Annotated in this window: 11 protein-coding genes and 2 CRISPR repeat arrays; of the genes, 2 read left to right on the top strand and 9 right to left on the bottom strand. The window is 39.6% G+C overall.

Annotation, left to right across the window (positions count from 1 at the left end; genetic code table 11):
- The first annotated feature begins 77 nt into the window (after positions 1 to 77).
- Positions 78 to 1058 (top strand): metal-dependent hydrolase, encoded by a 981-nt coding sequence (locus tag MHB83_RS09235; RefSeq protein ID WP_335356032.1) that lies wholly within the window; start codon positions 78 to 80, stop codon positions 1056 to 1058.
- Positions 1059 to 1183: 125 nt separating this feature from the next.
- Positions 1184 to 1536: direct repeats of the CRISPR family, unit length 23 nt; unit sequence CACGCACTCATGTAGAGTGCGAC.
- A 1805-nt stretch (positions 1537 to 3341) separates the two neighbouring features.
- Here MHB83_RS09235 and cmr6 read toward each other — a convergent pair.
- From cmr6 to MHB83_RS09190, 9 genes are all read right to left on the bottom strand, one after another.
- Positions 3342 to 4118, bottom strand: coding sequence for a type III-B CRISPR module RAMP protein Cmr6 (cmr6, locus tag MHB83_RS09230; protein ID WP_342496261.1), 777 nt, complete (start codon positions 4116 to 4118; stop codon positions 3342 to 3344).
- Positions 4115 to 4483 carry a type III-B CRISPR module-associated protein Cmr5 gene (cmr5, locus tag MHB83_RS09225; protein ID WP_339165311.1) on the bottom strand — a complete coding sequence of 123 codons (369 nt, stop codon included), beginning with the start codon at positions 4481 to 4483 and terminating at the stop codon, positions 4115 to 4117. The genes cmr6 and cmr5 overlap by 4 nt, the downstream gene beginning before the upstream one ends.
- Positions 4480 to 5349: a type III-B CRISPR module RAMP protein Cmr4 gene (gene cmr4 / locus MHB83_RS09220; protein WP_233421727.1), complete on the bottom strand. Its 870-nt coding sequence runs from the start codon at positions 5347 to 5349 to the stop codon at positions 4480 to 4482. The genes cmr5 and cmr4 overlap by 4 nt, the downstream gene beginning before the upstream one ends.
- Before the next feature lie 13 nt (positions 5350 to 5362).
- Positions 5363 to 6595 carry a type III-B CRISPR module-associated protein Cmr3 gene (gene cmr3, locus MHB83_RS09215; RefSeq protein WP_251191509.1) on the bottom strand — a complete coding sequence of 411 codons (1233 nt, stop codon included), beginning with the start codon at positions 6593 to 6595 and terminating at the stop codon, positions 5363 to 5365.
- The gene (cas10, locus tag MHB83_RS09210; protein ID WP_342496260.1) at positions 6588 to 8411 is read right to left on the bottom strand and encodes a type III-B CRISPR-associated protein Cas10/Cmr2; all 1824 of its coding nucleotides are present in this window, start codon (positions 8409 to 8411) and stop codon (positions 6588 to 6590) included. The genes cmr3 and cas10 overlap by 8 nt, the downstream gene beginning before the upstream one ends.
- Positions 8381 to 9646, bottom strand: a complete 1266-nt coding sequence (gene cmr1 / locus MHB83_RS09205; RefSeq protein WP_340900770.1) for a type III-B CRISPR module RAMP protein Cmr1 — start codon at positions 9644 to 9646, stop codon at positions 8381 to 8383. The genes cas10 and cmr1 overlap by 31 nt, the downstream gene beginning before the upstream one ends.
- 57 nt (positions 9647 to 9703) lie before the next feature.
- Complete coding sequence (locus tag MHB83_RS09200; RefSeq protein WP_309217518.1) at positions 9704 to 10546, bottom strand: DUF6602 domain-containing protein; 843 nt, start codon at positions 10544 to 10546, stop codon at positions 9704 to 9706.
- Positions 10547 to 11291: 745 nt separating this feature from the next.
- Positions 11292 to 11654: a CRISPR direct-repeat array (repeat unit 32 nt; unit sequence ATTTCAATCCACGCACTCATGTAGAGTGCGAC).
- Positions 11655 to 11835: 181 nt separating this feature from the next.
- Positions 11836 to 12057 carry a sigma-O factor regulator RsoA gene (gene rsoA / locus MHB83_RS09195; protein ID WP_151284160.1) on the bottom strand — a complete coding sequence of 74 codons (222 nt, stop codon included), beginning with the start codon at positions 12055 to 12057 and terminating at the stop codon, positions 11836 to 11838.
- Positions 12005 to 12607 carry a sigma-70 family RNA polymerase sigma factor gene (locus MHB83_RS09190; RefSeq protein WP_342496259.1) on the bottom strand — a complete coding sequence of 201 codons (603 nt, stop codon included), beginning with the start codon at positions 12605 to 12607 and terminating at the stop codon, positions 12005 to 12007. Before MHB83_RS09190 ends, rsoA begins: the two co-directional genes overlap by 53 nt.
- A 166-nt stretch (positions 12608 to 12773) precedes the next feature.
- Between MHB83_RS09190 and MHB83_RS09185 the strand changes: the two genes are divergently transcribed.
- On the top strand, positions 12774 to 12938 hold the full coding sequence (locus MHB83_RS09185) for a YvrJ family protein (RefSeq protein WP_003217819.1): 165 nt from the start codon (positions 12774 to 12776) through the stop codon (positions 12936 to 12938).
- The last annotated feature ends 78 nt before the right edge of the window (positions 12939 to 13016 follow it).

The raw sequence follows: 13016 nt of genomic DNA, 5'->3' as shown, positions 1-13016 counted from the left end.
GATTTTGCACATAGTCTTGATTGGAGACGTATACTTTGTATGATTGTTCCTAAGCATGACAACTAGGAGGTAATCAATTGGACACTGGTACTCATGTAGTAATGGGCATTTCTCTTGGGGGACTTGCACTTTTAGATCCAGCCGTCAGCGCAGATCCACACATGGCACATGCCGTGATGATCGCGACCATCGCCGGCTCCCAAGCACCAGACATTGATACTGTGCTAAAACTAAAAAATAATGCGGTTTATATAAGAAATCACCGAGGATTTACACATTCCATTCCGGCTGTACTGTTTTGGTCATTGCTGATTCCGGCTGTGATTTTCCCATTTGTGCCAGGGGCGAATTTACTTCACCTCTGGTTATGGACCCTATTAGCCGTTGTGCTTCATGTGTTTGTCGATATATTCAATGCATACGGCACACAGGCCATTCGTCCATTTTCAAAGAAATGGGTAGCACTTGGGATCATTAACACGTTTGATCCGTTTATCTTTTTTACACACCTTGTCGCCATTGTCGTATGGGCGATTGGCGGGCATCCCGGCTATACGTTCATTACGCTGTATGCGGTGATTTTTTGTTACTATATCGTCAGGGTGATCATGCAGCTTCAGATTAAACATCAGCTGCGTGCACAATTCGATGAAATTGAAGAGATTATTATTTCGCCTACAATGAAGTTCAGACAATGGCGCATTGCCGTGAAATGTAAATCCTCTTTCCATGTTGGGCGCAGTATGAATGGAGAAGTCGTCATTTTAGACACCTTTAACCGTGTGCCGGTCCCTGATACTGAAATTATGAAAATTGCTAAGCAAGATGAAAACATTTCAGCCTTTCTCTCCTTCTCTCCTGTCTATCGGTGGGAAGTGGATAAATTCAAGGATCATTATGAGGTGCGGTTCATTGATTTGCGCTACCGAAGCAAAGGTCATTATCCTTTTGTCGCAATCTGCCATATCGACATGGACCACCAAATCAAAAATTCCTATACCGGCTGGATTTTCAGTGAAGAAAAACTGCAAAAAAAATTAAGACTCGGCTCTGTGTGAGCGAGTCTTTTTTTGTTGTGTAGGGCTTGGATTTAGGAGGGGACGTACATTATTGATTAATCATTTTGTGTAGATTTTGAACTGGATAGGTAGTTGAATTTGTATAAAACTAAGACACTGTGATCTATGCACTCATGTAGAGTGCGACACTGACTACGATTGTACGGTACGGGAAACGGCCGAATTTCAATCCACGCACTCATGTAGAGTGCGACTGTAATGGCTAGACCGCGTGATCCGAGAAGAGATATTTCAATTCACGCACTCATGTAGAGTGCGACGCGTGCAGCCGTTGATATTGAAGAATTGATTTTATTTCAATTCACGCACTCATGTAGAGTGCGACGTGTGTGGGGTAATGAGCTGAAAACGTCACAAACATTTCAATTCACGCACTCATGTAGAGTGCGACTTTAGAAGAGCTAGACTTTGAAGGAGTTGGGGAAATTTCAATTCACGCACTCATGTAGAGTGCGACTGCGATTTCCGCCCTAATTATAACATTTTTTAGGGGATGATCGTCAAAATCCTTAAGTTTCTATATAGAAGTTTGTTTTCACTCTTAAAAAATATACATTTTTTCTCATTTTTGTCGAATGAATAGGTGCGAATGTTCCAGGGATTTTATGTTCACCTCACATTCGCACCGACTTTTTCTTAGTATGAAATCTATTGAAACTTGTTAATCATACTTATTTATATTTCAGCAACAATTGAATTCAATTAGATTCATGACTACTGAGGCAGGAGGCAGAGTTATGTTAATTCATGTAAAGTTCGACTAAGCCAAAAAATTGTGATGGATGGAGGGAATTATTTCAATCCACGCACTTATGTTAAGTGCGACTTATATGGGGAAGGAACAGTAGTGGAAATACATAAATTTCAATCCACGTACTCATGTAGAGTGCGACCCAGAATTTACAACACTCAGCTCTTGAAGTAGAGATTTCAATCCACACACTCATATAGAGTGCGACATTACCCCATCCGAAAGAAAATTGAAATGGATGGAAAGATTTCAATCCACGCACTCATATAAAGTGCGACTGCGATTTCCGCCCTAATTATAACATTTTTTAGGTAATAATCGTCAAAACCCACAAGTTTCTATATAGAATTTTGTTTTCACTCTTAAAAAATATACATTTTTTCTCATTTTTGTCGAATTAAACGGTGCGAATGTTCCAAGGATTTTATGTTCATCTCACATTCGCACCGACTTTTTATTAGTATGAAATCTATTGAAACTTGTTAATCATACTTCTTTATATTTCAGCAACAATTGAATCCAATTAGATTCATGACTACTGAGGCAGGAGGCAGAGTTATGTTTTCACAATTATTAATCCATCCACTCATGTAGAGTGCGACCTGAAACACGTGAAAATAGAATTGGATCAGATAGATTTCAATCCACGCACTCATGTAGAGTGCGACCGTTTTTTATTTGTCGGAAAGGAGCAGCCATGAAATTTCAATCCACGCACTCATGTAGAGTGCGACGTATAACTTAGGATTAAGCTATTTCCACAATGATATTTCAATCCACGCACTCATGTAGAGTGCGACTGCGATTTCTGCCCTAATTATAACATTTTTTAGGGAATGATAGCCAAAACCCTCAATTTTCTATATGGAATTTTGTTTTCACCTCTAAATAATATACATTTTTTCTCAATTTTGTCGAATAAAAAGGTGCGAATGTCCCAGGAATTTTATGTTCACCTCACATTCGCACCGAATCTTTCTTAATCCTATTTTAAAAAAACTATTACTGATGATAATCATACTTATTTCGCTGTTTCATCAACAGCTTTGAATTCATTAATAAAAAGGCTGAGACAGAGTTATGTTTTTCACACCTATATCAAGCGCAATTGTCAATATATCTTTCAAGCTACCTTCTGATAAGAATTTTACTCCTCATACTCATATAGAGTGCGATTTGAAAAAAACATCAAGCTGAACCATCGACTTTTAAGCAACAAGTTAACTATCAAATTGAGAGATTTCAATCCACGCACTCATATAGAGTGCGACGCAAAACTATGGTGAAAGCACGGCTACTTACAAATTTCAATCCACGCACTCATATAGAGTGCGACTGCGATTTCCGCCCTAATTATAACATTTTTTAGGAAATGATCGTCAAAATCCTCAAGTTTCTATATAGAATTTTGTTTTCCTCTCTAAAAAATATACATCATTTACCATTTTCGTCAAATGAAACGGTGCGAATGTTCCAGGGATTTTATGTTCACCTCACATTCGCACTTAGTCTTAGATGACGTCGTCCATTTTAAGTCTTCCATAACCTGCATTTGTTTTAGCACCGATTCCTTCGTGTTCTAAAGCGCCTAGTAAGATGGTTTTGGCGAGTTCGAGCCATTCCGCATCTTCTGATAGATTCTTTTTTGTTTTCAATAGAAGTTGAAAGCGGCTGTTGACCACCGTTAAGAAATGAATCGGTGTTGGTGAGTCATCGTCTCGAGGGGCTGGAACACTTCCCCCTTTGTTCATCTTATCTAGCTTGACGCTGTTGTAGTCTGAATGATGTGGTGTCATCACATCCACTTTGAATGCTTCTCCTACCGTCTCAGGCATCATGAGCGCATCATGAAATTCGATGATGCCAGCACGTTCGTTTGTTCCAAACAATGTGTTGTAATCACTACCACCTTGTTTTAGTTCAGGAAAGTTTTCACCTAATACAGAGTGGGCATAATGAGAGGCTACACCTTTTAAAGCTGTTCCTGGTAAATAAGGAACGCCGTATATCGGGTGTAATAACAATCCCGTTTCAAGTACACCCTCTCCTCCATGTCCAATGACTAACGGCGATATGGACTTGACTAAGCATGTGAGGTTCGTATCGGTATAATATCGCTCCACAAATTTTTCATACAGCAAGTGATTGTATTTTTCCCACTGTTCTTGATGCAAACTAATCACATTTTCATAAAATGACTGCTTCTTCGAGCTGTCCTTTATGATGTCCGACAATGTAGAACCATCAATCTCCCATTTGCTTTTGTTTAAGGTTAATGACAGATTCATTGGATGTCCTCCACATTCTCCGCCCCTTGTTCCACCTTTAAAATAGATTCCGCATATCTTTTTAACCAAACAGATGCATTTAAAGCTTGTCTTGATTTGATTAAGTAATCTCGATTGGAAGCTGACCAATCTCCTTGTATATCCAGTGTTTCTTTTATATCCTGAACGAATTGTTGATAAGCATTTCCTTTTTTTGATTTTGCTTCAAAAAATGTAATGGTGAGCCTTAATCCATTTGTTAAGATCATTGAGGCGAATCTGTGACAGAGTTGTCCATATTGATTTGAGAAATTCTCCTCATTCGTTTTGGCATTCATCACATGTTGATACGCTTTCTCAGCATAATGATGTTGAATGAGTTTCATGATCCCTCCCCTCCTGTCATACGCCAGGATACTCTTCCTTTACCTACGTTTGTGTTTCCACCTAATTGAAGATACATCTGTTTTTCTAGTTGATTTAAAAGTTGATGTCTAACGGATAAATTATTGCTTCCATCGACACGATCACACCACATGAGCCCATAAAATATGGCTTCTGCCGGTACATACTCTTCATACCAGAGAGCACCTTTACTAACTGTTTGGGTTTCATGATCAATTCTAATACGAGGTGTCACTTCAGAATTCATGGTGACAATGTATTGAAAAACGTCATCACTTACAATCACAAATCGTTCTATCCAAAGAGTTTGTGATTGTTTATCGTCGAATAAAAGTTTGGCCATCTGTTCAGCAAAATCGGTTAGTTGTGGAGATTTTTTCGCAGCCCCTTGAAATTCACCTAGATATAATTCGTCATTCTCTACTAATTTAGAAATCATGGTGACTAGCGTGCTCGATTCTTCGATGAGATCAGGGATATCCAGCGATACGCCTAATGCTTTTGCATCGCGGGCTAATCTTTTCAATATGAGTGGACTTGCCACATATCCAAATGTACCGTATCTACTCGCCACCGGGAATGAAAATAACCGGCCATCTGTCATGACGACTGCTCCTGCGCTTCCATCTTGATCTCCTTGTGTACCAAATACTTTTTGTACGAATGTGTCTTGTCCTTTCGCGCGATAATGTTCACGCTGCACGCCTTTGATACTGCTTCCAGGTATAATCGGCCATTCTGTTACTTTTTCTCGTTGAATGGGCATATCAATCACGCCAACTCCTTCACCCGCTCCAATATGAAGGGGGGATAAACAATGTATCCAAAACCAACGGCTTGCTTCCATCATCTCACTCCTCTTATTCATTCGGCTTCCATGTTCCCCAAAGTGCTAACCCGCAGCCATCTTCACGATCAAACGCTTCTTTGCGCCGGTTACGATCGGATACTGATTGAAGCCACATTTTTTCGGCCAGTTCTGCTGGATCTCCTTCTTCTACTGTAAAGAAGTAAACGCTACCCGCAGGGACTAAGCGGCGTATTGCTTTTTCACGCCCTTTGTCTTTATTTGCTAAACTCCATCCAGAGATAGGCTGCCAATATGGAACAGATGCCCAAACCAATTTGAGTCGTACATTTGTATCAAATAGTGGTTTTGACATGAGCTGTTCATCCAGCCATCCGGGCTGCCATCCTTTACTGAAATAAGCAGGTGTCGCCAATATCATGCGAACATACGCCTTGTTCTTAAGCGATTCTTTAATCATATCTGGACATGTCCAATCTTGTTGGTATACATGTGGCCTGTCTTCTATATGAGCCAGCCGCCGTTCACCACCGATCGGGTGAATGCCTGAGAAAGGCTTTAATCCTTCTGACTCTTCAGTAGATAACTCTATTCCCGCCTCCAGTTTAAAGTCATCTGGGAATAAGAGCGATTCTGTTGAAAATAGATGCTGATCTTTTGCCTTTTTACTGCCAGTCTCCACCTCAATTTGTGTTCGTTCCTGACGCTGTAATGCTGGAATAAATGCCGGTGGTGTTTCCTTTTTGAAAGAATGATTTTCCTTCTGCATTTGTTGGTATTCAGTCAAGGCTTCCTTCACCTGACTCTCATCCACTGCGTCTGTCAGCCAGTTCACCATCCACTTTAGTGATACAAAAGCAGGCGGCGATTTCATTTTTTTACGAGCACCAGCTCCAATTGGCGGCCATAATGCCTCACTAAAACGACCTGTTTTTCCTGTACCAAAAAAGCTCTGTCCTTCCGACATCATTGGCTTTGGTCTCACTTGATTCATCCCATACTCATCATCGAATAACTCAAGGTCATGAGGCATTGGCACATATAAATGATCATGCCAGCGATATAAAGGACCTCGCACAAGAGATTTCGCAAAATAAGAAAGTGGCGTCGTGTGTTTCATTGATTGTCGTTTCTTCGCTAGTGCTGTACGAAGTGTTCCTGCGACCACACTCGGCGGAACATCGTTTAATGAACGCGCCCGTATACCCGGTACACTTTGAAATGGGCGTGCATCACGAATAAGCAGCGGATCAAGCGGTTGAATGTGAAACCATCTTTCAGGCATGTCCACTTACCTCCTCTAGTTGAAGAGCAATGATCATACATTCAGCGATTGTATGTAATTCTTCTAATGTATTCTTCTTCGGTATATACTTCGCAATCAATTGATCGATCCACTCTTTCGTTTCTTGCTCTGTTTTTGCTTCCGTTTTCTTTTTGAATGCAAGACGTCTTATCTCTAGTGGAATGAGTTCATCTAAAATTGCTGGCTGTTTTTTAAATGAAGACTGTTCGTATGTTTGATACAACTCTCGTAAGCCATATGCAAAGCCAGATGTGAAATAAGACTGCTTTAACCACGTCGTCATCTCTTGGATAGACGCTACTGGATCGAGTTGAAATGAGACTGAGATATTCATTGCGTCTCCTCCGCCTCGTTTTTGGAAATGAATCGCTAATGAATTTCGCTCTTGTTTTGCATATTGTTCAGCCTGGCGTGCCATACTTCTTACTTCTTCAAGAGGCTCAAGCATATGAACGATGGCGATGCCAATTGAAATCGAAGGAGGTGTCTCACTATGTTGATGAGCCTTCATCGTTGAAACAAATTCTCTTTGTAATTTCCCAGCTGCTTCTAAGCATTGGTGCACCGGTACATAAGCCATGACATCATCTCCACCGCCATAGATCAATGTACCTTCACATTTGGAAATAATCCCACGAGCCTTTGAAGCAAAAGTTGAGAGCGTTTTAGAAAATGCAATATGGCTTTCTACATGCTGTATATTTCGTAGTTGGCTGCCCATCTTATCTCCATCCGCCATGAGAAAGGCATAGTAAGGTGAAGGTACTGGTGGTTTGATCGGCCGGCCATGATGCTTGCTGTATTCACCTTTGAAATATTTTTCGAGCAGCTGTGTGATGTCATTTTTCGCTTCTGTTCGTGTGGTCCCGACAAGTCCACGTTGTTCAAGATAATCTTCTATTCTTCTTTCATAAAAAAGCGATGCCTCACTCAAATCAAGAGGAGCTACTGTTAGATTCATATTCTTAAGATATGTTTCTACATCTTTCACATATTGTGTGGCAGCTTTCTTCTGTTCATTTTGTTTCAACATGTTTTGATAGGGAGCAAACGCTTTATCGCAGACTGATGGAAAGGTCATACTCGGGTGCTTATGTATAGATAATCGTTTGATCACTGAAATCGCATCTAATGATTCATGTTCACCAATTCCCCATTTAGCAAGTTGCGCCACTTGCTGTGGTGTTTTTTGCTTTTGGAAAACTGATTCCCGGCCACCATCAAGTGATGATTTTGGTTCACCGAATAACGCCCTTGGCTCATTTTGTTTAAAATCTCTTAAAGTCTTCCTTGCCGCCATTAAACCTTCGACTTCTTGAAGAGCCATATGATATGAACTTGCGGACGCCTTTGCCGCTTTGTCTTGATTTTGCATCTCAGTCCACACAGCATAAAATTCTATTAAATCATCTACTTGTCGATTCCATGTGCCTATTTGAATATAAGGATCAACTATTTCTCTAACAAAGTCTGCGTATTCCTTCCATTTGTCATATATTGCTTTTTTTACTTGTCTTGCAATGGATGAAGGCTGTTCGTGTGAAATTTCTCCCAATATTTTATTTGGTGCATTGTTTGGTTCTGCGTCGTTTGGTTCTGCAGAGGATTCGTTGAACACAGGGAAAATAATCGTTCCACCCAGTTCCTGAAATTTCTTCGCACCTGCTTTACTTAATTCAGATAGAAGAAAAGAGCCAAACCATAAATCACGCGTCCGCCGTGCTTGCGCAATAAATTCTTGAACAGGCCCTATCGAAAATAGCATTAATGTTTGTTTTTGTGATTCTTCTGACAAAATGTTTGCACCTCCTTGCTATGTAAAAAGGCTTGAATCGCCGATGAGTGCGTCCGGCCACTCTCGTCTTGTAATGGGTTGTTTGAGTAGGTGGTTGTTGGGTAGATACTTTGTTCATCTGTTACATCGGGCAAAGGCTTTCCTTTTCCTAAAAGCGATAAAGATTCGATCTTTGGTTGCTGCAACACCATCACCATGCCCACTGATTCCTTTTGATTAATAGCTAACGGTTTTAAGATGAGTGGTGAAGCCAAACGATCCTTTCCTTTAGGTAGGAGCGTTGTAGGTTTTGGGTCTTTCCCCTTATCTTTAGGAGCAAATCGAAACTGAATAGGCAAACCAAATTGAGCTCTAGGAAATGCTTGATATTCAAATGGTTTCTCTTTTGGATATGGGGTTTCATGACCTGATTTAGCCTTACCTGTTAACAGACGAATAGTATCTGCTTCCGGCCAACAACTTCTCCCCATTTTTTTATTCGGGTTTGATCTTCTTCGAAATGTTTCATATGTCTGAATGACGGATCGCCAGCTTGAGATAATTGATGATGGAAATGCCTGTACTTTGAATTCACGACTAAGCGTCGGCCATTCTCGACTTGATGCTGGCAATTGGATGTCATATTCTAAAAGTTTTTGCTCAAACCATTTTTCCAATTGGCTTTTTGTCCTCTTGTTGTATGGTGAAAATTGCTTGCAATATAAACTGCCACACCCACGTCTCGTTCTTGACCCAAGTCCACCGAAGTTGATCCAAGCCCATAATGCTGCTTCAACTTCTTTTTTGATTAACTCAAATTGGGTTGTTTTTTTAGATAACCGGATATTTAAAGAAAATTGCGCCTTCATGAGGTATGGTGTTTGATCTTTCATATTTGAAAGAACATACCGTGGAAAAGGATGATTTTTCTTATTTAAAAATGATTTTGAATTTCTTTTCAATTCGTCTTTCTCATAATGCGTTACCACTTGAATTTGACTCGCTTGTTCTGTATGACCAAATATCTCTGCTTCTCTTTTAAATAATTCATTCGCATTTTTGCAGGCAGCTCCTCGAGTTGCACGCCACCAGAAACGAAGATGTCCACGAATTGCACTTTCTCGAATCGGTCTGTCTTGATCAATTGAGTTTGATTGGGGCCCTCCCCCAAACATTGGCGTAACCAAATGAATAGTAAGCGGCTCTTTAAAAAGTCTTTGGTCTTCATGGATTTTCGTATCAATCGCATGTTTCACATCATGCCAATTGGTTTTGGGTTTTCTAGATTCCCTTGTCATGTCGCTCTCCTTTCTTCACTTTGTTATCTGTTTCTGAAACAGCTTGGCATATGCATAGTGAGGGAAAAACATGGGATTGTTAATGAGCATCAGCAATTGATTTAATTGGAAGTTCAGCGTTAACAGATCGTATCCATCAATACGTAAATCGCTGAGTTTGTTTTCATCTAAAAATTTTTCTTCTTCCTTATATCGTTTTTCTTGTTTGAAACAATTTAATTCGTTTGACCACCATCTTAGATGTTCATGTTCATTAGGTACTTTCAATTGAAATTCATTGCTTTTTTTCATGAGCATGAAATCAAAGGACGCCGCTAATTTAGCTGCTTTACTTGAAATTGTTTGGTCTCCTTCTCTTTTAAAGTTACTTGCTAAAATGAGCAAAGGACGCGTCCTCTTTTGTGTGTTACTTTCACTTGTAAAGTAACCTGTAGCCATTCTAGCAATTCCTGTTGTTTTTGGTGTTAACTGTTTTATTTTTTCAGACCATTCTTCTAAACCTTTTTCTTTCAAATTAGAGCTTTTACATTCAATAGCAACCGCAACCGCCTCAATCGGTATAAACTTCAACGAATTGTGTTGGAACACATACGGCGTATACTGCTCATCAAATACGGCAATATCGACTTCGTTAGAATGATTTCCATCTGAGTCAATAATGATGACACCTTGTGCTATTGAATATTTTTTAGGAATGATTTTCCGAAAAAACTCCATCCACATCACTTCTCTAGAATCCCCTGTCAGCCCTCCATGGTTAGAAGCAAAGTCCACTTCTTCTGATATCATGCTGTTTAATCTTTGATAATTCTCTAAGATCAGCTGCTCCACTTTACCGGTTCGCTCCGTTTCACCCAAACCAATTCCTCCTTCATCATTCATTACGAATGGATAAAATTTGAATCTAAATGACTACTTTTCATTTCGACTTATTTTGAGATTTTTTTAGGTTTATTTAGGAAAAAGAAGAAAAAAAACATGACTGCAATGAGTCATGTTTTCACTATACAAATGAACAGTATATTTGATGGCTATTTGAAAGAGGATGTTGTAAGAAGATGGATTTGAGGTGGCCATAACCGTTTAAGAGACAATCATTTAAAATCGCGCACTCATGTAGAGTGCGACTTTCTCGTATGAATATTGACTTTGGAAACAGCATATTTCAATCCACGCACTCATATAGAGTGCGACACTTACCAACAATAGGCGGTGTACAAAGTTGGGGATTTCAATCCACGCACTCATATAGAGTGCGACTGCGATTTCTGCCCTAATTGTAACATTTTTTAGGAAATGATAGGTAAAATCCTCAACTTTCAATAAAGAATTTTGTTTTCTCCTTCACGAAATATACATTTTTACCCATTTTGTCGAATAAAAAGGTGCGAATGTTCCAGGGATTTTATGTTCACCTGACATTCGCACCGAATCTCTCTTAATCCTATTTAATTAAAAACTATTACTGATGATAATCATACTTATTTCGCTGCTTCATCAACATCTTTGAATTCATTAATAAAATGGCTGAGACAGAGTTATGTTTTTCACACCTATTTCAAGCGCAATGTCAATAAATCTTTCAAGCTACCTACTGACAAGAATTTTATTCCTCACATTCAGATAGAGTGCGACAAATATAAGACCTGTAATTAATACGGCTACTGTATTTCAATCCACACACTCATGTAGAGTGCGACGCGTCTTTCTTTCCTTCTGGTGCATCCTCAGCGTTATTTCAATCCACGCACTCATGTAGAGTGCGACATATTTACAAGCTGCAGGAGAAACTATTTGTAAAATTTCAATCCACGCACTCATGTAGAGTGCGACCTTAAAGCAAAACAGACTAGAAGTGTTGCTTTCAAATTTCAATCCACGCACTCATGTAGAGTGCGACAAGACTTAGGCTATAAGATCGACAAAAAGGGCGAATTTCAATCCACGCACTCATGTAGAGTGCGACTGCGATTTCTGCCCTAATTGTAACATTTTTTAGGAAATGATAGGTAAAATCCTCAACTTTCAATAAAGAATTTTGTTTTCTTCTTCACGAAATATACATTTTTACCCAGTTTTGTCGAATAAAAAGGTGCGAATGTTCCAGGGATTTTATGTTCACCTGACATTCGCACCATCAGTTCCTCTTACATCTTCGTCATATATTCCACAATAAACTCCCAAAAGCCAGGTCCTTCTTGGTAAATCAGCCGGTCTACTTTTTCGATGAGTTTGATGTAAAGTTCTTGTTCGAGGTCTTCTCTTTCTTGATATGCCGTGTTTTGTAGTTTCTTTTTGATCATGGGTGTGAAGGTTTCAATGAGTTCTTCCATTTCTCCATTGGTCATTTTGTCTTCGTGCACGGACATCTCCCCCTGTTTCTTCTTTTAGTTTGTTGAGCGCTTTTTTGTGAATGTTTGAGATGTTTTGTCTCGTTTCGCCCAGCCGATCGGCTATTTCTTTCATTGTTTGACCTTCAACATAAATATGGGTTAAGACCATTTTTTGTTTGTCTGTGAGCTGCTGGTAGGCCTTGTACAATCTTTTGTCTTGCAGGTGCTCCCCTAAGTCTTGCTGGTTGAAGAGCACGGCTTCATACGTATCTGTTTGAACAGGATCTTTCACTTCTTGCGTATCAGGATGATCGAGTATGAGCGGAAAACGCTGCTGCTTTTTTTTGACTCGTTTGTCAAAGTCGACTGAAAAGATGCGGATCATTGTGGAAATATACTTGATGATGCGGATTTTTTGATAAAACTGCTTGAACTCAGAATCTAGTTTTTTCGCATTTTCTTCGTTTGGCTCTTCCATGACTTGCCTAAGCAGCTGCTGGTTTTTAGGGTTACTTAAAAATTGCTGAATGAGCGGGTGATCAACGATTTCATTCCATTTTGCTTTCAATAACAGCCGATAATCCATGTGCATCCTCCCCTTTGTTCTCTCTACTTGCATTAAGTGGACAAAAGTTAAAAAAAGTAAACTTTGTAAAACGGGTCTAATGGTTCATTTTCTCCCCCTTTGATTTCCAATTTCTTCTTTCATACCACTTATAAAGATGACGAGCATCCGCTGGGAGGTGAGACAAATGGAGACCTTTTTTTCGGAGGAATGGCTGAAGCAGCTCGGTCAGGCTGGCTTTCCTGCCATTTTGACGGTTTATTTGCTGACACGTTTTGAACGAAAGTTTGATGAATTAAGCAAACTCATCCAACGATTGGTCGCTGTTCAAAAAAATGATGAATCAGATTGACATCTTCTTGATTCGTTTCACCTTATGAAAACGAGGGCGAAATGAAAGGCCTTTTGTCACCTCACACAATACGATGTT

The sequence above is a fragment of the Bacillus sp. FSL K6-3149 genome (assembly GCF_038630515.1).
Lineage (GTDB): Bacteria > Bacillota > Bacilli > Bacillales > Bacillaceae > Bacillus > Bacillus pumilus.
This window is presented reverse-complemented; position numbering and strand designations above follow the sequence as displayed.